Genomic DNA, 22,284 nt, shown 5'->3' on the forward strand with positions numbered 1-22,284 from the left:
GTCTCTAGCCCGGATCGGGCAAAGGTGGGAGCCGGAACGACCCGATACGAAATCGTTGTGGCTGCTTCCTTCCGGACCTGACCAGGTTGGCGACGGCATCGCCCGCCCGACTCCCGGCCGGCCATATGGTCGATATGCCGCGCCTAATCAACGCCCCTGCATATCATGCGCGTCGCCGGGGATACGCACGGTGAGCGTTTCCCATCCCTCCTCCAGCCAGATCTGGCAGGCGAGCCGCGAATGGCGGGTGACGTGGGCGGCGAGATCGAGCAGGTCGTCCTCCATGTCCGTGGCCGGCGGCAGCCTGGCGAAATCCGCTTCCGTCAGGATGACATGGCAGGTGGAGCAGGCCATCTGCCCCTCGCATGTGCCCTCCAGCGGCTGGCCGGCGGCCTGCGCCACGTCGAGCAGGCGGGCGCCAGCCGGCGCCTCCACCGAGCCGGACGGCTCGCCATCGGGGGAAAGGAAATCGATGCGAATCATGCGAGTGCGTCCTGAAGGGCGATGATGTCGTGCAGCGTCGTATAGCGACCGAAGCCGATCCGCAGCGTCGAACGCGCTTCGCCGGCGGACAGGCCGATCGCCTCCAGCACATGGCTCGGCCGCCCGGAGCCGCTGGCGCAGGCAGAACCGGCGGAGACGGCGATGCGCCGATTTTCCGAAATGAAGCGGGCGGCATCGAAGCCGGGCCGGCGCAAGCTGAGATTGCCCGGCCAGCGCCGGTCGAGCGCGCCGTTGACGACCCACGCCGGCCCGATCCCGCCGAGCAGCGCGTCGCGCAAGCCCTCGCAATGAGCACGCTCGGCGGCCGCCACCATCAACGCAGCGGCGGCCCCGAAGCCGGCGCAGAGCGCGGGGCTGAGCGTGCCGGAGCGCGCCCCGCCCTCCTGCCCACCGCCATGCATCAGCGGTTCCAGCGCCACGCCGTCGGCCACGAACAGCGCGCCGATGCCCTTAGGCCCGTGGACCTTGTGCGCCGAGATGGCGATCATGTCGGCTTGGGGCAGCGCCACCCGGCCAAAGCCCTGCACCGCGTCGCAGAAGAACAGCGCGCCCGCCGCCCGCGCCAGCGCCGCCAGCCCGTCCAGCGGCTGGATCACCCCGATCTCGTTGTTGACGAGCATCGCCGCGACGATGGCGGTGCTGTCGTCGATGGCGCGGGCGGCGGCGGCAAGGTCGACCAGCCCGTCGCCGGTCACCGGCAGCACGACGAGGTCATGGCCCTGCTCACCCAGCCACCGCGCCGTATCGAGCACGCAGGCATGTTCGGTGGCCAGCGTGACGATGCGCCGCCGGCCGGCGGGCGCCGCGGCCATCGCTCCCTTCAGCGCCCAGTTCGCCGCCTCGGTGGCGCCCGAGGTGAAGTACAGCCTCCCCTGCCGCCCTTCGAAATGCGCGAGCACGCGCACACGCGCCGCCTCCACCGCCGCCGCCGCCGAGCGACCAAGGCGATGCGGCGAATGCGGATTGCCATAGTCCGCCTCGAGATAGGGCAGCATCGCGGCGCGCGCCTCCGGCGCCAGCGGCGTGGTCGCCTGATAATCGAGATAGATCATGCCGCGCTCCGCCGGGCGCTCCGCGCGATCTTGCCCCATTCGGCGGCGAAGCGGGCGACATCCGCCTCGCTCGTCGTCCAGCCGAAGCTGACGCGGACCACCTCGCCGGCGGCCTGTTCGTCATAGCCCATCGCGGCGAGGACCGGGCTCGCCCGCAGGCTGCCCGATGAGCAGGCGCTGCCCGCCGACACGGCGATGCCGGCAAGATCGAAGCGAATCAGCTGCGCCGCCGAGGTCATGCCCGGCATCCGGTAGGAGGCGATGGTGGCCAGCCGCGGGGCCGAGGCGGCGATCACCTCGCCGCCGGCATCGATGATCGCGGCGTCGAGCATCGGCCGCCAGCGGGCGGCGTCCTCCAGCCAGTCACGCGGGGCCTCCAGCGCCGCCGCGAAGCCGAGCGCCCCCGGCAGATTCTCGGTGCCGCCACGATAGCCCTGCTCCTGTCCGCCCGAGGCCTCCAGCAAAGCGAGGTCGCGGACCAGCAGTGCGCCGATCCCCGGCGGCCCGCCGAGCTTGTGCGCCGAGACGATGATCAGGTCTGCATCCGGCAGCGGCAGCTTGCCGGCGGACTGGGCGCAGTCGGCCAGCCACAAGCCCGGGGGCGAAGGCGACTGGATCACCCCCGTCTCGCTGTTCACCGACTGGATCGCGACCAGCGGCCGCTCCCCGGCCACGGCGGACATGTCCACCGCGCCCAGCCGCGACACCGGCAGCGATGCCGCCGCCCCGGCCGCCCGGCGAACCGCGTCATGCTCGGTCGCCCCGACGAAGCGCGGCCCCGCCTTCGTCCGGCCCAGCGCGAGCGCCGCCGCCTCGCTGGCGCCGCTGGTCAGGATCACCGCGCCGTCCCATTCCAGCGCCGCGGCGATGCGCGCGCGCGCCTCTTCAAGGCGGGCGCGGGCCGCCCGGCCCTGTGCATGTGGCGAGGAAGGATTCGCCCAGAATCGCATCGCGTCGGCCACCGCCGCCTGCGCCTCGGGCAGGATCGGCGTGGTCGCGGCATGGTCGAGATACAGACGATCGATCAGGATTGAACGCTCCGATTGCGCGGCAAGGGCGGCTTTCTATATAGAACGCCGCTCTCGCCGGTATCCACCGGCGGCCGTCATTCCCAAAATACTAGCAGGCAGGTGCCCGTGCCCGAAGTGATCTTTCCCGGACCCGAAGGACGACTGGAGGGCCGATTCCAGCCGGGGCCGCGCCCCCGCGCGCCCGTTGCCATGATCCTCCATCCCCATCCGCAGGCGGGGGGCACGATGAACAATCACATCGTGCAGGCGCTGTACCAGACGTTCGTGCGACGCGGCTTCGCGACGCTGCGCTTCAACTTCCGCGGCGTCGGCAAGAGCCAGGGCGTGTTCGACAACGGCATCGGCGAGCTGTCCGATGCGGCGTCGGCGCTGGATTGGGTGCAGTCGATCCATCCCGAGGCGCAGACGACGTGGATCGCCGGCGTCAGCTTCGGCGCGTGGATCGGCATGCAGCTGCTGATGCGGCGCCCGGAGATCAAGGGCTTCATCTCGATCGCCCCGCCCGCCAACCTCTACGACTTCACCTTCCTCGCCCCTTGTCCGTCCTCGGGGATCATCATCCAGGGCGAGGCGGACGAGGTGGTGACGCCGGGGGCGGTGCAGAAGCTCGTCGACAAGCTCCGCACCCAGCGCCACATCACCATCCACCACGACACCATCCCGGGTGCCAACCACTTCTTCGAGCATGAGATGCCGCAGCTCATGAAGTCGGTGGACGATTATCTGGACATGCGCCTGAAGGCGTGACGAAGGCCGGGGCGCGGCCGATCCGCGCCCCTCCCTTGCCCGCCGGGATCAGAAGCCCCTGGGCGTGATCCAGATGCTCTCGTTCCAAGAGCCGCCGGGCGCCACATATTGCAGCTCCTTGTAGCTGCCCTTGTGCGCCATGTTCATCGAGTTGGTGATGCCGGCCATCGGCTCGATGGCGATGAAGCCGCGCGTGCTGCGCGGCACGTCGTTCGGCGCAGTCAGCGGCACGACCGGCCCGTCATAGGGATAGTTGGGCGCGGGCGCGCGCGGCGGGCCGGCGGGACGCGGCGGCGTGCCCGGCGGCGGCAGGATTTCGGAATAAAGCAGGAAGGTCTTGATCTTCGGTCCGGCGGTGACCGTGATCGAGCTTTTCTCGCCCTTGATGACGACGCTGGCACGGCCCTGCGCATCACGGTCGAGATCGCTGAACACCTCGTCCAGCCTCTTGTCGGCAAGCCGGCTCAGCGGAACATTGTGGCGATCGCCGCCGAAGAATTGCTCGGCGGTCTGCGTCTCGCCGGTCGGCAGATGGGCGTCGGTCTCGATCCAGTGGGTGCGGGCGCCGAAGTCCAGCGACCAGTGATTGCGGTCGCCCTCGGGCAGCGCGAAATAGGGATGGTAGCCGATCGACACCGGCAGCGGATCCTTGCTGAGATTGTCGATCCGCGTGTTCACCTCCAGCACGCCGTCCTTCAGCCGGATGGTCATGGTGTAGGTCTGGGCGAAGGGGAATTGCTTCATCCAGTCCGGATTGCGGTAGAATTCCAGCTTGCTGACCACATAGGCGCCATTGGCGTCGGCCCTGGCGGTGACGAGCTTCCAGTCATGGGTGTTGCTGAGAAAGCCCTGTTGCGGGATCGGCGCACGGACATTGCCCAGCTCGGGGTCGAAATTATACTTTTTGCCGTTGGCGTAGAAGGCCATCTCGTCCAGCCGGTTGGCGAACGGGCCGAGGAAAGGCACGCCGTTCAGGCCCGGATTGTTGCGCAACGCCGTCGTCGACGGGATCGCCATGCTCAGCACGTTCTTGCCGTGGACGACGAACTCATAGGCGTTGCTGGTGCCGGTCAGCACCGAGACGGTCGAGTCGGTCTGATTGTCGCGCAGCTGCACGATGTCGCCGATGGTCTTCACCGAATAGCGCGCGGGTCTCGCCTTGGCGGCGGCAAGGGCCGCGCCGGGCAGGGCGATCGCCACCGCGGCGATCATTGCAAGCGCTGTTACTGACTTGAGATTCCTCGACATCGCCCCGCCTTCTGCTGTGTCCCGCCGTTGATCCCGGCCGATCGCATCTCAGCGGTATACAGGCCGCGCTGTCAATCGGGCGGCGTCACAGGGTCAGGATCAGCACATTGCCAAGCAGCACCGCGGCGGCGACCAGCATCAGGATTCCGCGTCTCCGATCACGGCCGTTGGCGATCAGCCAGCCGCCGCCGATCGTCAGCGCGATCACGCCGAGCATCGCCACGGAAAGGAAAATTCCAGCCATCAGAAGCCCTTCCGGACAACCGCCGTCGCGGCGGCCGCGAAGGTCGGGCAAGCCATTGTTCGGCCAAGCCTTTTCGCACAAAAAAATGCCACAACGAATCTCTTTACAGCGGGGGTTCGCATTTCTATATCGCGCCCTCCGCTGCCCCATGGGACTTCCAACCGCAAGGCAGCTTTTGATGAAACTGTTCGTTGGAGGTCCCTTGAGTTGCACAAGCATCATAGCGCGCTGGGGCTAGCTGCCGCCCTCCGACCGGATGCTCCGGTCACGCTTGTTCGCCCGCATGCCGCCGAGCGTGCCGCCCGCTTCTTCACGCAGAAGTTTCCGGGCCGCGTGCTCTATGCGGTGAAGGCCAACCCCTCGCCTGACCTGCTCCGCGTCCTGTGGGACGGCGGCGTGACGCATTATGACGTCGCCTCGATCGTCGAGGTGCGCCTGGTGCGTGCCACGCTGCCGGAAGCGACGCTGTGCTTCATGCATCCGGTCAAGTCCGAGGAGGCGATCGCCGAGGCCTATATGGTCCACGGCGTGCGTACCTTCAGCCTCGACACGCGGGAGGAGCTGGACAAGATCGTTCGCGCCACCGAGGGCGCCGAGGATCTGACCTTGTGCGTGCGGCTGCGCGTCTCGTCCGATCATTCGAAGCTGAGCCTCGCCGCCAAATTCGGCGCGGACCCGCGCGAGGCGGCTCCGCTGCTCGTCGCGGCGCGGCAGGTGGCCGATGCGCTCGGCATCTGCTTCCATGTCGGCAGCCAGGCGATGAGCCCGCAGGCCTATTCCAACGCGATGGAGCGGGTGCGCACGGCGATCGTCGAGGCGGGCGTGACGGTGGACGTGGTGGATGTCGGCGGGGGCTTCCCGTCGACCTATCCGGGCATGGAGCCGCCGCCGCTGGAGGCCTATTTCCGCACCATCCACGAGGCGTTCGAGAGCCTGCCGGTCAGCTATTCGGCCGAACTGTGGTGCGAGCCGGGCCGTGCGCTGAGCGCGGAATATGCCAGCCTGCTGGTGCGCGTCGAGCGCCGCCGGGGCGATGAGCTGTACATCAATGACGGCGCCTATGGCGCGCTGTTCGATGCGGCGCATATCGGCTGGCGCTTCCCGGTGTCGCTGGTGCGTGAAGGTGGTTCGGAGGCGAAGCCGATCGACTTCTCCTTCTACGGCCCGACCTGCGACGACATGGACCATATGGCGGGGCCCTTCCCGCTGCCGGCCGATATCGCCGCTGGCGACTATATCGAGATCGGCATGCTCGGTGCCTATGGCTGCGCGATGCGGACGAAGTTCAACGGCTTCGGCTCGGAAGAGACGGTCGAGATGAACGACGAGCCGATGGCCTCGCTCTATGCGCCGATGCCGGCCAAGGTTCCGGCGCGCGTCGTCAAACTGTAAAGACTATCGAAGAATCGAGGGGTCGCCGTCCGGCATCGCCCGGATGGCGGCCCGCTTTGTTTCATGCACTCGCGACCGGACACAGGAGGCCGCCCGATGACCGATACCCCCATCAACGACACCCGCAAGGCGGAGCTGCTCTCGACTGTCGTCGAGCATGTCGACATCACGAGCTTCGACGCGCGCCCGATCGTCGATGCGATGCGCAAGATGAGCTTCACCAGCCGCGACGTCGGCCGCGCCACTGAAATCTACAACATGATGCTCGCCGACAAGGATTGCTCGGTGGTGCTGGTGATCGCCGGCTCGACGTCGGCCGGCGGCTGCATGGACCTCTATGCGGAGCTGGTGCGCAACAACATGGTCGACGCCATCGTCGCCACCGGCGCCTCGATCGTCGACATGGATTTCTTCGAAGGGCTTGGCCACAAGCATTTCCAGGCCAAGGAAATTCCCGACGACGACACGCTGCGCTCGCTCTACATCGACCGCATCTACGACACCTATATCGACGAGGTGGCGCTGCAGAATGTCGATCACACGGTGTTCGAGATCGCCGAGAGCCTGCCGCCCAGGGCCTATAGCTCGCGCGCGTTCATCCGCGAGATGGGCAAGTACCTCGTCGCCAACGGAAAGAAGGAGAACAGCCTCGTCAAGCTCGCCTATGAGCATGACGTGCCGATCTTCTGCCCGGCCTTCACGGACAGCTCGGCCGGCTTCGGCCTGGTCAAGCATCAGGTGGATTCGATGAAGGCGGGCAAGCCCTACCTCACCATCGACTCCATCGCCGACTTCCGCGAGCTGACCGACATCAAGATCAAGGCGGGCACCACCGGCCTGCTGATGATCGGCGGCGGCGTGCCGAAGAACTTCGTGCAGGACACCGTCGTCTGCGCCGAGATCCTCGGCCATGACGATGTCGAGGTGCATAAGTATGCCGTGCAGATCACCGTCGCCGACGTCCGCGACGGCGCGTGTTCCTCCTCCACCCTCCAGGAGGCGGCGAGCTGGGGCAAGGTGTCAACGGCGATGGAGCAGATGGTCTATGCCGAGGCGACCTCGGTGATGCCGCTGCTGGCCTCCGACGCCTATCATCGCGGCCACTGGCGCAACCGCGAGAAGCGCGCCTTCGCGAAGATGTTCGACTGAGCATGATGACCCGGAAAGCCCTTTCCCCTCTCCTTCGACGGGGGAGAGGGCTTTTCGCGGTTCTCGCTGCGCTCGCGCTTAGCGGCCCATCCCCGCCCCCCGCCGCCAGGCCGGCGCTGTGGCGCGTGGCAGACGCAGACACCACCATCTACCTGTTCGGCACCTTCCACGCGCTCCCGCCCGGCTACGCCTGGGAGGACGCGACGCTGAAACAGGCCTTCACCCGGGCCGACCGTCTGATCATCGAGACGATCGTCGGCGACCCGCAGGCGATGGGGGCGCTGCTCTTCCGCCTCGGAACCCCGGCCACGCCGCTGCCGCCACTGCTCGATCGCGTGCCGGCGGGCAAACGCGCCGAGTTCGCCGAGATCGTCAAGCGCTCGGGCCTGCCGGTGGCAATGCTGGACAGGCTGGAGACCTGGGCGGCGGCGTTCCTGCTCGTCCAGCCGATGATGGCCGATCTTGGCATCACCGGCAGCGAGGGCGTCGAGGAGAAGCTCAAGGCCGCGTTCGAGGCCAACAGCCGCCCGATCGGCGAACTGGAGACGGTCGAGGAGCAGCTCGGCTACATTGACGGGCTGGCCGAGGCCGACCAGCGCGCCTTCCTCGAAAGCTTCATCGAGCAGGCTTCCGACATGCGCGCCGAGTTCGCCGCGATGCTCGCCGCCTGGGCCCGCGGCGACGAGCGCGCCATCGCCGACACGTTCGACAAGGAGCTGAAGGAATCGCCCGGTCTGCATCAGGCGCTGCTGGTACGGCGCAACGCCCATTGGGCCAATGAGATCAAGGCGCGACTGGACGACACCCCCGGCACGATCCTCGTCGCGGTCGGTGCCGGCCACCTCGCCGGCCCGGATTCGGTGCAGGAGATGCTGGAACAGCGCGGGCTGGTTGTAACGCGCGTGCAATGATGCTCTTGTCGCCGTCGCGACATTTGGCCGGGCCAAGGGGAATCCCACCCGCATGGCCGCACCCACGAAGAAGCTGTCCCTGCCGACGCGCATCCTGATCGCGGCGCTGGACAGGATGATGCCGCTGATCCGGCATCGCATCCAGCGTGACAATCAGTGCGACAATGCGCAATTTCCCTACTGGCTGCAAACCACCTACGCCATCTCGCCCGATGTGCTGCGGCTCGACCCGGATACGCCGTTCATGACCAGCTCGGCGGCGATGGCGCGCGATTTCTACCACCCGGAATTCCGCCGGCTCTGCGACCTGATCGGCTCTGACGTGCATCTCCACCGCAAGCTGTGGGAATTCGTGTTCATCATCCATCATGCGCTGCAAAGCAGCGTGGTGCGGCCCGGCGCGCGCGGGCTGGCGTTCGGCGTCGGGCGCGAAAGCCTGCCGGCCTTGTCCGCGGAAATGAACATGCGGATCACCGCCACGGACGCGCCGCATACGCTGGAGGCGGCCGCCGCCTGGAGCCTTGGCGAGCAGCATTCCGCCGGTCTGGACGCGCTGCCCTGCGGCCGGCTGGACCGCGCCACCTTAGCGGAGCGCCTGGAATGGCGGCCATGCGACATGAACGCCATAGCCCCCGATCTGCGCGGCTATGATCTCTGCTGGTCGTCCTGCGCGCTCGAGCATCTCGGCAGCATCGCGCTCGGGCTGGAGTTCATCGTCAACAGCGTGGAATGCCTGGCGCCCGGCGGCGTCGCCATCCACACCACGGAACTAAACCTCTCGTCCAACCGCGAAACGGTGGAGTCCGGCGAGACGGTGTTGTTCCGCCGCCGCGATCTGGAGGCGGTGTCGGAGCGGCTGCGGGCGGCAGGGCACAGCGTCATGCCCTTCCGGGTGGAGCCGGACAGTTTCGTGATGGACAGTTTCGTCGATACCCCGCCCTATCCGCGGCCGCATTTGCGCGTGGCGCTGCTCGGCCATGTCTCGACCTCGGCCGGGCTCGTCATCCGCAAGGCCGGATAGGCGATCAGCCGTCGCGTCGGCGCAGCAGGGCGATGGGGATGAACGTCATCACCAGTTCGTCATGCTGGTTGAACATGCTCAGCCGATAGCGGACCACCCCCATCGGCCTGGAGCGCGACGGGCGCAGCTCCAGTATCTCCGTCTCGCAGCGGAGCACGTCGCCGGGGTGGACCGGCTTCAGCCAGCGCAGTTCGTCGACGCCTGCCGCGCCGAGGCTGCCGGCCATGTCCCCGCCCATCGCCTCGACGATCATCGCCATCGCCATCGAACAGCTATGCCAGCCGCTCGCCGCCAGCCGGCCGAAATGGGTGGCGGCGGCGCCCTCGTCGCTGGTGTGGAAGGGCTGGGGATCATATTTCGCGGCGAAGGCCAGCACCTCCTCGCGCGTCACCTCATAGCGGCCGAACGCCGCCTTCTGCCCGACCGAGAGATCGTCGAACCAGGGCATCAGACGTTGAAGCGGAACAGCAGCACGTCGCCATCATGGACGACATAGTCCTTGCCTTCCGACCGCAGCTTGCCGGCCTCACGCGCGCCGGCCTCGCCATTGTTCGCGATATAGTCGGCATAGGCGATGGTCTCGGCGCGGATGAAGCCGCGCTCGAAATCAGAATGGATGGCGCCGGCCGCCTGCGGGGCCCTGGAGCCCTGCGGGATCGTCCAGGCACGGGCCTCCTTGGGGCCGACCGTGAAGAAGGTGATAAGGTCGAGCAGGCGGTAACCGGCGCGGATGACACGGGCGAGGCCGGTCTCGGCAAGGCCGAGGTCGGACAGGAACTCGGCGCGGTCCTCGGGGCTCAGCGTGACGATCTCCGCCTCGATCGCCGCGGAGACGACCACCGCCTGCGCGCCCTCGGCGGCGGCCTTCTCGAACACGCGGGCGGAGTGGGCGTTGCCATTGGCGGCGGCGCCCTCGTCGACGTTACAGACATAGAGCACCGGCTTGGCCGTCAGCAGCTGCGCCTGGGCGAAGATCCGCGCCTCGTCGTCATCGCCCGGCACGGCGAGGCGGGCGGGCTTGCCATCCCGCAGCAGGTCGAGCGCGCGGCCGAGCACGGCGGCCGCCGCCCTGGCTTCCTTGTCGCCCTGTTGCGCCTTCTTGGCGAAGGCGGGCACCCGCCGCTCGAGCGAATCGAGATCGGAGAGCATCAGCTCCGTCTCCACCGTCTCGGCATCCGCGATCGGATCGACGCGGCCCTCGACATGGGTGACGTCGCCTTCCTCGAAGCAGCGCAGCACATGGACGATGGCGTCCACCTCGCGGATATTGGCGAGAAACTGGTTGCCCAGCCCCTCTCCCTTGCTGGCGCCACGCACCAGGCCGGCGATGTCGACGAAGCCGAGCTGCGTCTCGATGATCTTGGCCGAGCCGGCGATGGCGGCGAGCTTGTCCAGCCGCTCGTCAGGCACCGCCACCTGCCCGACATTGGGCTCGATCGTGCAGAACGGGTAATTGGCGGCCTGCGCCGCCGCGGTTTCGGTCAGCGCGTTGAAAAGGGTCGATTTGCCGACGTTCGGCAGGCCGACAATGCCACAGCGGAAGCCCATAGGTGTTCGCGATCCATTTCGGGAGAAGTCTTGGCCCCGGCGGATAAACGCTTAGGCGCGACAGCACCAGCCATCGTGGAACCTAGCGTGCCGCCAGATCATTCTCCGGGCGTATCATGATGGAGATGGATCATGGCTGACGACGTCAACAAGGTGCTCGACGAGGACGCCGAGGACGAGTTCGCGATCGCCGAATCGCTGGCGGTGCCCGGCAGCGGCAGCACGCAGGGCTCGGCCAACGCAATCCCGGACCGGGATGGCACATTGCTTCCCGCCGACGAGTTGGAGGAAGAGGCGGTGCGCCTGCGTCGCCGCGCCATCGGCAATGCCATCGACGACAATGCCGCATCCCATATGGGCGGCATGGGCGCGCAGGGCGGCCAGGCCGATTTCGGATCCGCCGGCAACCTCGCCGACTACGACACCTCCAAGATCTGAGCCGCGGTGCGGGCGGAGCGGCACGAGCCCTCCGCCCGCCGGGCTTACTTGTTCGGCGCAGGAACTGACGCGCTTGTCGCCTTCCCCGTGCGCCTGATCGCCTCCCCCCGCTAGACCGCTCGCAGGTTTCGAGGGTGGGGAAACATGGCGACACTCGCAGCGGCGCAGGCCAGGGGCCGCGCCTTCGAACACATATTCTTCAGCGGCGCCGCAGTGGCGATGATCATGCTCATCGTCGCGGGCTTCCTGCCGAGCTATTATCTGCGCGGCGTGATGCCGGCGGCGGTGCCGATGCTGCCGATGACGCCGCTCGTCCACCTGCACGGGCTGGTGTTCAGCCTGTGGCTGCTCCTTTACCTCGCGCAGACCCTGCTCGCCGGCAGTGGCCGCATCGACCTGCACCGCCGGCTGGGCCTCGCCGGACTGCCGCTGGTGGTGGCGATGGCGGCGATCGCGCTTACCACCGCCGTCAACGGCGTCGGTCGCCACTCGGCACCGCCGGGCATCCCGCCGCTGAACTGGCTGGTGGTGCCGCTGTTCGACGTACCGGTGTTCGCCGGGCTGATCGGCGCCGCGCTGTGGCAGCGCCGCCGGCCGATCGCCCACAAAAGGCTGATGTACGCCGCGATGACCGGCATGCTCGGGCCGGGCCTTGGCCGCCTGCCGGCCCAGTTCGGCATCGAGGCCGGCCCGGCCTTCTTCTTCGGTTTGCCCGACCTGTTCATGGTCGCCCTCATGCTGTGGGATCGTAAATCGAGCGGGCGCATCCAGCCCGTGACCCTTTGGGCGACCGGCCTGATCGTCGCCTCCCAGCTGATCCGCATGATGCTGATCGGGAGCGCCGAATGGTATTATTTTGCCGGTGCCGTGTTCCGCCTCGCCGGCTGGGCGATCTAGCCGCCCCTTCGGGGAGCCGAGTATGATCAGTCGGCGAGCCTCAGCGCGACCTCGTTCATGAAGCGCGCGTCGTCGCCGGCCGCGAGCAGCGGCGCCTCGGCGGCGATCGCGCCCAGCATGTCGGCAAGCGGATCCATCTCGGCCTTGGCGTAGTTGCCGAGGACGTGGCCGGTGACGCGGTCCTTGTGGCCCGGATGGCCGATGCCGATGCGCACCCGGCGAAACTCCGGCCCGAAATGGCGATCGGTGTCGCGCAGGCCGTTATGGCCGGCGGTGCCGCCGCCGGTCTTCACCTTGACGCGGAACGGGGCGAGGTCGAGCTCGTCGTGGAACAGCGTCAGCGCCGCGGCGTCGAGCTTGTAGAAACGTGCCGCCTCCGCGATCGACCGGCCGCTTTCGTTCATGAACGTCGCTGGCTTGAGCAGCAGCACGCGGGCATTGCCGATCCGCCCCAGCGCCGACCAGCCCTGGAACTGCTTGCGCCACGGATCGAAGCCATGGACCTCGGCAATGGCGTCCACCGCCATGAACCCGACATTGTGGCGATTGAGCGCATATTGCGCGCCCGGATTGCCGAGGCCGACCCAGAGCTGCATCCGCTTCACTTCCTCCAGACATGGAAAGGGCCGGCGCCGGTGAACCGGGCCGGCCCTGTCCCTATGCCCTGACGGGCGGAGGGATTACTCCCCCTCGACCTCGGTCTGCGCCTCGCCCTCGGAGGACTTGAGCGCCGACGGGGCGACGATCGTCGCGATGGTGAAATCGCGGTCGTCGATCGCCGGGGTGGCGCCGCGGGGCAGCGTCACGGCGGAGATGTGCACCGATTCGCCGACCTCGAGACCGGTCAGCTTCACGATGATCTCATCGGGAATCTCGGCCGCATCGACGATCAGCTCGATCTCGTGCTTGACGATGTTGAGCACGCCGCCGCGCTTGATGCCGGGCGAGCCTTCTTCATCATCGAAGCGCACCGGCACGTTGACGTGCACCTTGGTGTGCTCGCCGATGCGCAGGAAATCGGCGTGCAGCGGCCGGTCGGTGACCGGGTGGAACTGCACGTCCTTCGGCAGGGTGCGGATCTGCTGGCCGTCCAGCTCGATCATCACCACGGAATTCATGAAGTGGCCGGTGCCGAGCTGGCGCGCGAGGAGCCTTTCCTCGACATGGATGCCCTGCGGCTCCTGGCCGGCGCCGTAGATCACGGCGGGGATGCGACCTTCACGGCGCAGATGACGGGAGGCTCCCTTGCCAGCCCGATCGCGCGCTTCGGCCGACAGCGTGAGCTGATCGCTCATATCGTGTCTCCAAATGTTGCGTTTGCATTCACGCCCGAGCCTCCAGGGATGACCCCGGACGTGAAGGGCGGGCCTCTAGCGGAGATGGCCGCAAAGGGCAAAGGAAAAGGGCGCGGCACCCGTTGGCGCCACGCCCTTTCCTGTGTGCGAGCCCGGAGGCCGGGCGATCAATGCTTCTTGTCGGCCCAGATGTTCCGGTAGGCCAGATAGGCCAGGATGGTGGTGACGAGCAGGAAGAGCACCACCGCGATACCGGCGCGATGACGATTCTCCAGCTTCGGCTCGGCCGTCCAGGTAAGGAAGGCCGCGACGTCCTGCGCCATCTGGTCGCGGGTGGCGTTGGTGCCGTCCGCATAGGTGACCTGCCCGTCGGCCGCGAGCGGCGGCGGCATCGCGATGTTGAGGTTCGCGAAATACGGGTTGTAGTGCAGGCTCGGCGGCGTCTTGGCGTCGGGGAACTTCTTGAGAAGCTCCGCCGGCTGGTCCTGATAGCCGATCAGCAGCGAGTGGACATAGGCGGCATGGCCCTCACGCGACTTGGTGATCAGCGAGAGATCCGGCGGCAGCGCATTGTTGTTGGCGGCACGCGCCGCAGTCTCGTTCGCATAGGGCGACGGGAACTTGTCCGACGCCAGATTCTTGCGGGTGGCGGGCTCGCCGGTGTCGGGGTTGATCGACGGCTGCTCGGTCGCCCACTGGTTGGCGATCGCCTTCACCTCGGCCTTGGTAAAGCCGATCTGCTCCAGATCGTGGAAAGCGACGAGGCTCAGCGAGTGACAGGCCGAGCAGACTTCCTTGTAGACCTGGAAGCCGCGCTGCAGCTGCTGGCGATCGAAACGGCCGAAGGGGCCGTCCGACGCCAGGTGCAGTTCCATCGGCTCGCGATGGAATTCGTGCTGGGCGGTGACCTGCGCCGCCTCGCGGGGCATGAAGAAGGCCACGGTCAGCGCGAGCACGAAGCCCAGGCCGACGATCGGGGCGATGAAGGGACCGAAGAAGCGGAGCATGATCTGTCTCTTTCCCCCGAAGCTCAGGCCTGCTGGCCCAGCGGTGCTGCTTCCTCAGCCTCACCGTGAAGCACCGATTCCGTGATCGAGTTAGGCAGCGCGAGCGGCCTCTCGATGCGCGAGATGATCGGCAGGATGATCAGGAAGTGCGCGAAATAATAGGCGGCGGCAAACTGGCCGATGCGGACATAGGGCTCTTCGGCCGGGCTCTTGCCGATGAAGCCGAGCAGGATCACGTCGGCAACCAGCACCCAGAAGAACCACTTGTACATCGGACGATAGTTGGCGGAGCGCACCGGCGAACGATCGATCCACGGCAGGAAGAACAGCAGCGCGATCGCCGCGAACATCGCCACCACGCCCCACAGCTTCGCCGGCACCCACAGGAAGTTCACGGTGAAGGCGCGCAGGATCGCGTAGAAGGGCCAGAAATACCATTCCGGCACGATGTGCGCGGGCGTCGAGAGCGGGTTGGCCGGAATATAGTTATCCGGGTGGCCAAGCGCGTTCGGCGCGAAGAACAGCAGCAGCGAGAAGCAGAGCAGGAACACGCCCAGGCCGAACCCGTCCTTCGCCGTGTAATAGGGGTGGAACGGCACGGTGTCCTGCGGGCCCTTCACCTCGACGCCGGTCGGGTTGTTCGACCCCGGGATGTGCAGCGCCCAGATGTGCAGCACGATCACCGCCGCGATCACGAAGGGCAGCAGATAGTGCAGCGAGAAGAAGCGGTTGAGCGCGGCGTTGTCCGGCGCGAAGCCGCCGAGCAGCCACACGCGGATCGGCTCGCCCACCACCGGAATGGCGGAGAAGAAGCCGGTGATCACCTGCGCGCCCCAGAAGCTCATCTGGCCCCAGGGAAGGACATAGCCCATGAAGGCGGTGGCCATCATCAGCAGGAAGATCACCACGCCGAGCAGCCACACCATCTCGCGCGGCGCCTTGTAGGAGCCGTAGAACAGGCCGCGGAAGATGTGCAGGTAGACGACGATGAAGAAGAAGCTCGCCCCGTTGGCGTGCGCGTAGCGCAGCAGCCAGCCGGAGTTCACGTCGCGCATGATATGCTCGACGCTGTCGAAGGCGACGCCGGCATTGGCGGCATAGTGCATCGCCAGGATGATGCCGGTGAGGATCTGGATGCCGAGCGCGGCACCGGCGAGAACGCCGAAGTTCCAGAAATAGTTGAGATTGCGCGGCACCGGATAGCCGGCGCCCACCGCGTTGTAGACGAGGCGCGGCAGCGGCAGCTTCTCGTCCATCCAGCGCATGAAGGGGTGCTTGGGTGCGTAATGCTCAGCCCAGGGAAAGCTCATCTTCTTCTACCTCAGCCGATCTGGACGACGGTGTCGGACGCGAACTTATAGTCCGGTACGTGGAGGTTGAGCGGCGCCGGGCCCTTACGGATGCGGGCCGCCGTATCATAATGCGAACCGTGGCACGGGCAGAAATAGCCGCCGAAATCGCCGCGCGGCTCGCCCTCGCCCGCGCCCAGCGGCACGCAGCCGAGATGGGTGCAGACGCCGAGCGTGATCAGCCAGTTCTGCTTGCCCTCCTTGGTGCGCTCGGCGAGCGTCGCCGGATCGCGCAGCGAGGCGGGATCGACGGCGTTGGCCTCCGCGATCTCCTTGGCGGTCAGGTTGCGGATGAACACCGGCTGCTTGCGCCACGAGGTCTTGATCGCCTGGCCCTCGGCGATCTTCGACACGTCGACCTCGATCGAGGCGAGCGCCAGCACGTCGGCGGACGGGTTCATCTGGTTGACCAGCGGAAACACCACTGCGACCGCGCCGGCACCGGCGAAGCTTACCGCGGCAATGTTGATGAAGTCGCGCCGGCGCACGCCGGATTCGCCGACCTCGGCCGGATTGGGTTCGTCGGTATGTTCCAAGGTCGCCATCTATAAGCCCTTGCGCAGTCCCCGGTTACGCCAAAGGCAGGGGTCGCGTGCCTTTTGCCAGACAGCCCCTGCTTGAACGCCCCGCCCGGGCTCGGACCCGGCGGTTGCGCGCTGATAGCCTCGCATTTTCGGTTTTGCCAACTGCTTTCGTTACAGGAACATAATGTTGCGAGACGTTCGCAATAAGCCGGGCTGGCGTGCAAGGGCCTGCTCCGCTTAAGGACAGGGTCATGCGGCTCGCCCTTTATCAGCCGGAAATTGCCGGCAATGTCGGCGCGATCCTCAGGCTCGGCGCCTGCCTGGCGGTGCCGGTGGACATCGTCGAGCCGTGCGGGTTCGCCTTTTCCGAGCGCGCGCTCAGGCGCGCCGGCATGGATTATGCTGCCGCAGCGGAGATGGTCCGCCACGTCGACTTCGAGGCGTTCCATGCCGCGCTGCCCGGCCGTCTGGTGCTGCTGACGACGGCCGGCGGCACGCGGCTGCCGGATTTCCGGTTCGAATCCGGCGATACCTTGTTGATGGGTTCGGAGAGCGCCGGCGTGCCACAGGCGGTGCATGACGCCGCCGATGCGCGGGTGGTGATTCCGATGGCGGCGGGCTTCCGGTCCTTGAATGTCGCCGTCGCCTCCGGCATCGCGCTTGCCGAGTCCCTGCGCCAAACCGGAGGTTTTCCAACGTGATCGAGCTCGATGCCGAACAGACCCGCGCCCGCGCCTGGTTCGAGAGCCTGCGCGACCGGATCTGCGCGGCCTTCGAGGCCATCGAGCGCGAGGCCGGCAGCGACGCCGCATTCGCCTATACGCCATGGGATCGCGAGGGCGACCCCGATGGCGGCGGCGGCGTGCGCGGGGTGATGAAGGGCGAGGTGTTCGAGAAGGTCGGCGTCAATGTTTCGACGGTCGGCGGCAGCTTCAACCCCGAATTCGCGCGCACCATCCATGGCGCGGACGAGGATCCGCGATTCTTCGCCACCGGCATCAGCCTCGTCGCCCACATGGCCAATCCGCATGTGCCGGCGGTGCACATGAACACCCGCTTCCTGGTCACCACCAAGCGCTGGTTCGGCGGCGGCGCCGATCTCAATCCGCCGATTCCCTATGACCAGGACACCGCCGATTTCCACGCCGCGCTGAAGGACGCCGTCGACCGTACCGCGCCCGGCGAGCACGACCGCTTCAGGCAATGGGCGGACGATTATTTCTACATCCCTCACCGCAAGGTGCATCGCGGCGTCGGCGGCATCTTCTACGATCATCTCGAAACCCCCGACGCCGATGCCTTCGAGGCGCGCTTCGCGCTGACGCGGGCGGTCGGCGAGGCATTTCTCGACATCTTCCCGACGATCGTCCGCCGACGCATGCGCCTGCCGTTCACCGCGGCGGATACCGCGCAGCAGCTGGTCTGGCGGGGCCGCTATGCCGAGTTCAACCTCGTCTACGATCGCGGCACCCTGTTCGGCCTCAGGACCGGCGGCAATATCGACGCGATCCTGATGAGCCTGCCGCCCCGGGCGATCTGGGAATAGGGCTCAGCGGCCGGCCAGCTGGCGATAGATGCCGGCAATGAAAATATAGCAGCATGTGCTCACCGCCGCGCTGATCAGCAGCAGCAGCAGCGTCGCCACCGCATTCACCACCGCCGCGCTCCCCGCCGAGGCCATGCCGATGACCAGCGCCAGCGCGCCGATCGTCTGGCGGGCGACGGTGAGGATCAGCAGGCCGAGGGCGAACATCAGCAGGCTGGTGGCGAGCAGCCGCCAGAAATGCCCGGCAGTGAGCGCCCAGCTGTAGCGCAGCGTCGCGATCGGACCCGCCTGCCCGACCATCGCCGCCGGCACCAGCGGCATCAGCCGCGCCGCCGCCGCCGCACCCGCGACCAGCATCGCCGTCACCCCGAACGCCAGCAGCCGGGCGATGGGCACGCCCATCAGCGTGCCGACGAAGGACAGCACGGTCAGCCCGAGCAGCATCGCCGCCGACACGATCAGCAGCGCGGCCAGCACCACCCAGAAGCGCCGCGCCGCCAGCCGCAGCGCGTCGGCCACGCTCATCCCCGGCAGCAGCGCCATCGCAGTCAGCGTCGCCCCGCCGAACAGGGCGATCATCCCCAACGGCATCATCCAGCGCATCGCCAGTGCCAGCTTCGCCCCGTCCGTCCCGACATTGCCGACCGCCGGCACCAGCAGCTGGATGGCAAAGCCCGGCAGCATCAGGAAAGCAAGCGCGACCGATCCCGCCAGCGGCCATTCCCGCTGCAGGAAGCGCCCTGCCCATGTCGCTGCATCACTGATCGACAGCCTGGTCACCAAAATCCTCCCGTTGCCGTCCCCTATCGCGCGGCGCGCGCGGCGTGGCAATCGCGGCGCTTGCATGGCGACGCGCCCATCCGCACATGGGCGATGCCATGGACGAAACTATTGAATGGCGGGTTTCCGACGCCCTCCTCCCCTATCCCGAAACGCTGGCGGCGATGGAGGCACGCGCCGCCGCGATCCGCGACGACGGCACGGCCGAGCTGATCTGGCTGGTCGAACATCCGCCGCTCTACACCGCCGGCACCTCGGCCGTGCCGCAGGAGCTGATGCCGGACGCGCGCTTCCCGGTCTATGCGGCGGGACGCGGCGGGCGATACACTTATCACGGGCCCGGCCAGCGCGTCGGCTATCTGATGCTCGACCTGCACAAGCGCGGGCGCGACGTGCGCGCCTACGTCCATGCGCTGGAACGCTGGGTGATCAATGCGCTGGCCCGGCTCGGCGTGGCGGGCCGGGCCATCGACGGGCGCGTCGGCATCTGGGTCGATCTGCCCGACGGACGCGAGGCCAAGATCGGCGCGATCGGCGTGCGTGTGCGCCGCTGGGTGACGCTGCACGGCTTTTCCATCAACGTCGCGCCGGACCTTTCCCATTTCGGCGGCATCGTGCCGTGCGGCCTGCCCGATCCGGTGACGAGCCTCGCCGATCTTGGGCAGGAGGTGTCGATGGCCGCCATGGACCGCGCCCTGGCCGATGAATTTCCGGCATTTCTTTCACGCCTTGGGGCGGCGCAGCACGGCCCTTGAGAAGGCGTCCTTTTCTGCTAATGTCCACCGCGATTTGGGTATTAGGGGCAATAACCCCGTGCCAAATCCGCTCACCTAGGGAGTCAATGATGCGCAACCTTTTCACCAAGCTGATGGCTGGCACGTTCGTGGCCGGTGCGGCGCTCGCCCTGGCCGCTTGCGGCGGCAGCGAGACGGCCCCCACGGAGAACACCACCTCCACGACCGAGCTGAACGCTACGGACGCGATGGCCTCCACCAATGACATGACCGCCGTCGATGGCGCCATGGACAACTCCATGGGCATGGACAACGGCGCTGCCGGTGCCGAGAACGGCGCCGCCGCTGCCGAGGGCAACACTGCCCAGTAATCGGCGTTCGCGGCCCGGGCGCCTGCAGGCGTCCACCGCGACGACGATGAAAGGCCGTCCGGGCGACCGGGCGGCCTTTTTCGTGCGCGAGCGCCAATCTGAGTCCGCCACGCAACATATCCGCGAATATCGGCCTCCAAATGCATCCATCCGCTTGGCGATGCGCGCTTTTGCGGGGTAAGGAGGTGTTTGCGGACGGCCGGGTTTGGGGGCCGCCACGGGCATGGAGAGATCGATGGCGTCGTATCGGTCGCGCGCGCAGCGGGGCGCGCTGGCGGGACTTTTGGCAAGCTGGACGCTGGCGGCCGCCCCGGCCGAGGCGCAGCTGTTCTGGAACCCGCCCGACTTTCGGGGTGCGCCGGTGAACGGCGGCGAGGAAGGCATGGGCCAGCCCATGCCCGGGGCCACCCCGGCCGAACTCAGCGCCCATCTCCTGTGGAACCTGCGCGCCGGCCTGAACGTCGCGGCGCTGCAATGCCAGTTCTCGCCGACGCTGGGCACGGTACGCAATTATAACGATCTCATCGCCCATCACGCCAAGGAGCTTGCCGGCGCCTACGCCACGCTCGGCAAATATTTCCTGCGCACCAAGGGCAAGGGCAAGCCCGGCCAGCTCGCCCTCGATCAATATAACACCAAGACCTATAATGGCTTCTCGACGCTGCGCGCGCAGCTCGGCTTCTGCCAGACGGCGTCGCAGATCGGTCGCGAGGCGCTCACCCTGCCCAAGGGCCAGCTGCTCACCTACGCCAAGGCGCATATGCGCGAGTTCCGCAACAGCCTCGTGCCCGCCTATGAGCGGGTGTTCAACATGGCCGCCTGGCCGACCTACCCGACGCCACGGCTGGACGACGCCTGCTGGACCAAGGCCGACCTCCTCAAATATTCGTGCGGCAACTGGCGCGCCGTGTCGCTGGCCCAGCCGACCCCGGCGCCGGCCCCTGCCGCCAATCCCGTGTCGCTGGCCCAGCCGACGCCGGCAGCGGGTGCGCCCCGCGGCTCCTGAGGCATGGGGGAGAGGGGCTAGGGCAGCCCGATCAGCTTGTGCGTCTGCAGCGACAGGCGCCAGCGCGGATGCTGATAAACGAACTTCAGTGCCGCGTTGCGATTGTCGACCTGCCCCGGCCCGTCCATCGGCTGGACGAGGTGATGGCGGAACGCCCAGCTTTCCATCGCATCCGGGTCAACCCCCGGCTGCGGCCAGACCAGCTTGAGCTCGTCGCCCGAGCGCTGGACGATCTCCGTCCCCGCCTTCGGGCTGACGCATATCCAGTCGATCCCCGGCGGCGCGGCAATGGTGCCGTTGGTCTCGACCGCGATCTCGAAGTTGCGGGCGTGCAGCGCGTCGATCAGCGCGGCATCGACCTGGAGCAGCGGCTCGCCGCCGGTGAGCACCACGAAGGCGCAGGGCGCGCCCTCCTCCAGCCCTTCGCACCACAGCGCGGAGGCCTTGTCCGCCAGCTCATCGGCGCCGGCATAGCGGCCACCATGATCGCCGTTCATGCCGACGAAGTCCGTGTCGCAGAAAGTGCATTCGGCGCCCGCGCGATCCTCCTCCCGGCCGGACCAGAGGTTGCAGCCGGAAAAGCGCATGAACAGCGCGCGCCGGCCGGCGTTCAGCCCCTCGCCCTGCAAGGTGACGAACATCTCCTTGACCGCATAGCTCGCCATCAGGCCCTCGCCGCATAGTCGGTGGGATCGGGCAGGCCCGCTTCCTCAAAGCCCTTCTGCCGCAGCCGGCAGGCGTCGCACAGGCCGCAATGGCGATGATCGTGAGGATCGTAGCAGGACCAGCTCATCGCGGCGTCGAGGCCGAGGCGCGTCGCCTCGCGCGCGATATCCGCCTTGGTCATGTGCTGGAGCGGGGCATGGATGCGGAAGCGCTCCCCCTCGACGCCGGCGCGGGTGGCGAGATTGGCCATCGCCTCATAGGCGGAGATGAACTCCGGCCGGCAATCGGGATAGCCGGAATAATCGAGCGCGTTGACGCCGATGAACAGGTCCGACGCGCCCGCCGCCTCCGCCCAGGCCAGCGACAGCGACAGGAACACGGTGTTGCGCGCCGGCACATAGGTGACCGGGATGCCGCTCTCGGCGACGCCGGCCTTGGGCACGGCGATGTCGGTGGCGGTGAGCGCCGATCCGCCGAACTGGCTGAGATCGATCGGCAGCACGACATGCCGCTCGGCGCCGAGATGGGCGGCGATGCGGCGGGCCGCGTCGAGCTCGACCGCATGGCGCTGGTTGTAGTTGATGGTGAGGGCCAACAGGCGATAGCCGGCCTCGCGGGCGAGCGCGGCCACCGTCATCGAATCAAGCCCGCCCGAGAGGAGGACGACGGCGGCGCGGCCCGGCTGGGGTGTGAGCACAGTCATGGCGCGCGAGCTAATGACGCACCCGCGAACGCGCAAGGACGGGAAAAAAGATGGGCCGCTCTTTCGAGCGGCCCAGTGAGGGTCGACGACCCACCTTCAGGGGACAACGCGAAGCCGCGCT

Annotated in this window: 27 protein-coding genes and 1 other RNA gene; 12 read left to right on the top strand and 16 right to left on the bottom strand. The window is 67.5% G+C overall.

Annotated elements, in window-relative coordinates; all coding sequences use genetic code 11:
- Window positions 1–20: 20 nt before the first annotated feature.
- The 4 genes from ffs to KOF26_RS02475 form a co-directional block, all read right to left on the bottom strand.
- Window positions 21–118, bottom strand: an RNA gene (gene ffs, locus KOF26_RS02460) — signal recognition particle sRNA small type.
- 29 nt (window positions 119–147) lie between these two features.
- Window positions 148–483 carry a 2Fe-2S iron-sulfur cluster-binding protein gene (locus KOF26_RS02465; protein WP_216319371.1) on the bottom strand — a complete coding sequence of 112 codons (336 nt, stop codon included), beginning with the start codon at window positions 481–483 and terminating at the stop codon, window positions 148–150.
- Window positions 480–1,556: a cysteine desulfurase family protein gene (locus KOF26_RS02470; RefSeq protein WP_216319374.1), complete on the bottom strand. Its 1,077-nt coding sequence runs from the start codon at window positions 1,554–1,556 to the stop codon at window positions 480–482. The genes KOF26_RS02465 and KOF26_RS02470 overlap by 4 nt, the downstream gene beginning before the upstream one ends.
- The gene (locus KOF26_RS02475) at window positions 1,553–2,587 is read right to left on the bottom strand and encodes a cysteine desulfurase family protein (protein WP_216319957.1); all 1,035 of its coding nucleotides are present in this window, start codon (window positions 2,585–2,587) and stop codon (window positions 1,553–1,555) included. The genes KOF26_RS02470 and KOF26_RS02475 overlap by 4 nt, the downstream gene beginning before the upstream one ends.
- Before the next feature lie 105 nt (window positions 2,588–2,692).
- Here KOF26_RS02475 and KOF26_RS02480 point away from each other — a divergent pair, with 105 nt between their 5' ends.
- Window positions 2,693–3,334 (top strand): alpha/beta hydrolase, encoded by a 642-nt coding sequence (locus tag KOF26_RS02480; RefSeq protein ID WP_216319960.1) that lies wholly within the window; start codon window positions 2,693–2,695, stop codon window positions 3,332–3,334.
- Between the two features lie 48 nt (window positions 3,335–3,382).
- On the opposite strand, the gene KOF26_RS02485 is transcribed toward KOF26_RS02480, so the two are convergent.
- Both KOF26_RS02485 and KOF26_RS02490 read right to left on the bottom strand, forming a co-directional pair.
- Window positions 3,383–4,546 carry an aldose 1-epimerase gene (locus KOF26_RS02485; protein ID WP_216319377.1) on the bottom strand — a complete coding sequence of 388 codons (1,164 nt, stop codon included), beginning with the start codon at window positions 4,544–4,546 and terminating at the stop codon, window positions 3,383–3,385.
- A 121-nt stretch (window positions 4,547–4,667) separates the two neighbouring features.
- Window positions 4,668–4,826, bottom strand: coding sequence for a hypothetical protein (locus KOF26_RS02490; protein WP_216319380.1), 159 nt, complete (start codon window positions 4,824–4,826; stop codon window positions 4,668–4,670).
- Window positions 4,827–5,033: 207 nt separating this feature from the next.
- On the opposite strand from KOF26_RS02490, the gene KOF26_RS02495 reads away from it, so the two are divergent.
- The 4 genes from KOF26_RS02495 to KOF26_RS02510 all read left to right on the top strand — a co-directional run bounded on the left by KOF26_RS02495 (window position 5,034) and on the right by KOF26_RS02510 (window position 9,299).
- Window positions 5,034–6,218 (top strand): type III PLP-dependent enzyme, encoded by a 1,185-nt coding sequence (locus KOF26_RS02495; protein WP_216319382.1) that lies wholly within the window; start codon window positions 5,034–5,036, stop codon window positions 6,216–6,218.
- Window positions 6,219–6,314: 96 nt separating this feature from the next.
- Window positions 6,315–7,367 (top strand): 1,9-bis(guanidino)-5-aza-nonane synthase, encoded by a 1,053-nt coding sequence (locus KOF26_RS02500; RefSeq protein WP_216319385.1) that lies wholly within the window; start codon window positions 6,315–6,317, stop codon window positions 7,365–7,367.
- 125 nt (window positions 7,368–7,492) lie between these two features.
- Complete coding sequence (locus KOF26_RS02505) at window positions 7,493–8,278, top strand: TraB/GumN family protein (RefSeq protein WP_363181639.1); 786 nt, start codon at window positions 7,493–7,495, stop codon at window positions 8,276–8,278.
- A gap of 52 nt (window positions 8,279–8,330) precedes the next feature.
- Window positions 8,331–9,299 (top strand): class I SAM-dependent methyltransferase, encoded by a 969-nt coding sequence (locus KOF26_RS02510; protein WP_216319391.1) that lies wholly within the window; start codon window positions 8,331–8,333, stop codon window positions 9,297–9,299.
- Window positions 9,300–9,303: 4 nt separating this feature from the next.
- Here the strand turns inward: KOF26_RS02510 and KOF26_RS02515 are convergent, their stop codons facing one another.
- A complete protein-coding gene (locus KOF26_RS02515) occupies window positions 9,304–9,747 on the bottom strand; it encodes a MaoC family dehydratase (protein ID WP_216319394.1) in 444 nt (147 codons plus the stop codon).
- The gene (ychF, locus tag KOF26_RS02520; RefSeq protein ID WP_216319397.1) at window positions 9,747–10,847 is read right to left on the bottom strand and encodes a redox-regulated ATPase YchF; all 1,101 of its coding nucleotides are present in this window, start codon (window positions 10,845–10,847) and stop codon (window positions 9,747–9,749) included. Before ychF ends, KOF26_RS02515 begins: the two co-directional genes overlap by 1 nt.
- A gap of 132 nt (window positions 10,848–10,979) precedes the next feature.
- Between ychF and KOF26_RS02525 the strand changes: the two genes are divergently transcribed.
- Window positions 10,980–11,285 (top strand): hypothetical protein, encoded by a 306-nt coding sequence (locus KOF26_RS02525; protein ID WP_216319401.1) that lies wholly within the window; start codon window positions 10,980–10,982, stop codon window positions 11,283–11,285.
- Window positions 11,286–11,429: 144 nt separating this feature from the next.
- The gene (locus KOF26_RS02530) at window positions 11,430–12,182 is read left to right on the top strand and encodes a hypothetical protein (RefSeq protein ID WP_216319404.1); all 753 of its coding nucleotides are present in this window, start codon (window positions 11,430–11,432) and stop codon (window positions 12,180–12,182) included.
- Window positions 12,183–12,208: 26 nt separating this feature from the next.
- On the opposite strand, the gene pth is transcribed toward KOF26_RS02530, so the two are convergent.
- From pth to petA, 5 genes are all read right to left on the bottom strand, one after another.
- Window positions 12,209–12,778: an aminoacyl-tRNA hydrolase gene (gene pth / locus KOF26_RS02535; RefSeq protein ID WP_216319407.1), complete on the bottom strand. Its 570-nt coding sequence runs from the start codon at window positions 12,776–12,778 to the stop codon at window positions 12,209–12,211.
- A gap of 84 nt (window positions 12,779–12,862) precedes the next feature.
- Window positions 12,863–13,477, bottom strand: coding sequence for a 50S ribosomal protein L25/general stress protein Ctc (locus KOF26_RS02540; protein ID WP_216319409.1), 615 nt, complete (start codon window positions 13,475–13,477; stop codon window positions 12,863–12,865).
- A gap of 167 nt (window positions 13,478–13,644) precedes the next feature.
- Window positions 13,645–14,484 (bottom strand): cytochrome c1, encoded by an 840-nt coding sequence (locus KOF26_RS02545; protein ID WP_216319412.1) that lies wholly within the window; start codon window positions 14,482–14,484, stop codon window positions 13,645–13,647.
- Between the two features lie 23 nt (window positions 14,485–14,507).
- A complete protein-coding gene (locus KOF26_RS02550; protein WP_216319415.1) occupies window positions 14,508–15,794 on the bottom strand; it encodes a cytochrome b in 1,287 nt (428 codons plus the stop codon).
- An 11-nt stretch (window positions 15,795–15,805) separates the two neighbouring features.
- Complete coding sequence (gene petA / locus KOF26_RS02555; RefSeq protein WP_216319418.1) at window positions 15,806–16,378, bottom strand: ubiquinol-cytochrome c reductase iron-sulfur subunit; 573 nt, start codon at window positions 16,376–16,378, stop codon at window positions 15,806–15,808.
- A gap of 230 nt (window positions 16,379–16,608) precedes the next feature.
- Here petA and KOF26_RS02560 point away from each other — a divergent pair, with 230 nt between their 5' ends.
- On the top strand, window positions 16,609–17,058 hold the full coding sequence (locus KOF26_RS02560; protein ID WP_216319434.1) for a tRNA (cytidine(34)-2'-O)-methyltransferase: 450 nt from the start codon (window positions 16,609–16,611) through the stop codon (window positions 17,056–17,058).
- Entirely contained in the window at window positions 17,055–17,903 is an 849-nt protein-coding gene (gene hemF / locus KOF26_RS02565; RefSeq protein ID WP_216319437.1) for an oxygen-dependent coproporphyrinogen oxidase, read from the top strand. The genes KOF26_RS02560 and hemF overlap by 4 nt, the downstream gene beginning before the upstream one ends.
- A 3-nt stretch (window positions 17,904–17,906) precedes the next feature.
- Here hemF and KOF26_RS02570 read toward each other — a convergent pair whose 3' ends face one another.
- Window positions 17,907–18,683 carry a hypothetical protein gene (locus KOF26_RS02570; protein WP_216319440.1) on the bottom strand — a complete coding sequence of 259 codons (777 nt, stop codon included), beginning with the start codon at window positions 18,681–18,683 and terminating at the stop codon, window positions 17,907–17,909.
- 98 nt (window positions 18,684–18,781) lie between these two features.
- Between KOF26_RS02570 and lipB the strand changes: the two genes are divergently transcribed.
- The 3 genes from lipB (at window position 18,782) to KOF26_RS02585 (ending at window position 20,794) form a co-directional block, all read left to right on the top strand.
- A complete protein-coding gene (gene lipB, locus KOF26_RS02575) occupies window positions 18,782–19,438 on the top strand; it encodes a lipoyl(octanoyl) transferase LipB (protein ID WP_216319443.1) in 657 nt (218 codons plus the stop codon).
- An 89-nt stretch (window positions 19,439–19,527) separates the two neighbouring features.
- The gene (locus tag KOF26_RS02580; protein ID WP_216319446.1) at window positions 19,528–19,788 is read left to right on the top strand and encodes a hypothetical protein; all 261 of its coding nucleotides are present in this window, start codon (window positions 19,528–19,530) and stop codon (window positions 19,786–19,788) included.
- A 235-nt stretch (window positions 19,789–20,023) separates the two neighbouring features.
- Window positions 20,024–20,794, top strand: a complete 771-nt coding sequence (locus KOF26_RS02585; protein ID WP_216319448.1) for a hypothetical protein — start codon at window positions 20,024–20,026, stop codon at window positions 20,792–20,794.
- A 17-nt stretch (window positions 20,795–20,811) separates the two neighbouring features.
- Here the strand turns inward: KOF26_RS02585 and queE are convergent, their stop codons facing one another.
- Window positions 20,812–21,459, bottom strand: a complete 648-nt coding sequence (queE, locus tag KOF26_RS02590; RefSeq protein ID WP_216319451.1) for a 7-carboxy-7-deazaguanine synthase — start codon at window positions 21,457–21,459, stop codon at window positions 20,812–20,814.
- Window positions 21,459–22,163, bottom strand: a complete 705-nt coding sequence (queC, locus tag KOF26_RS02595) for a 7-cyano-7-deazaguanine synthase QueC (protein ID WP_216319455.1) — start codon at window positions 22,161–22,163, stop codon at window positions 21,459–21,461. The genes queE and queC overlap by 1 nt, the downstream gene beginning before the upstream one ends.
- Between the last annotated feature and the right edge of the window lie 121 nt (window positions 22,164–22,284).

Origin of the sequence: Sphingomonas quercus, from assembly GCF_018863195.1 — a bacterium.
In the GTDB taxonomy this organism is placed as follows: Bacteria; Pseudomonadota; Alphaproteobacteria; order Sphingomonadales; family Sphingomonadaceae; genus Solisphingomonas; species Solisphingomonas quercus.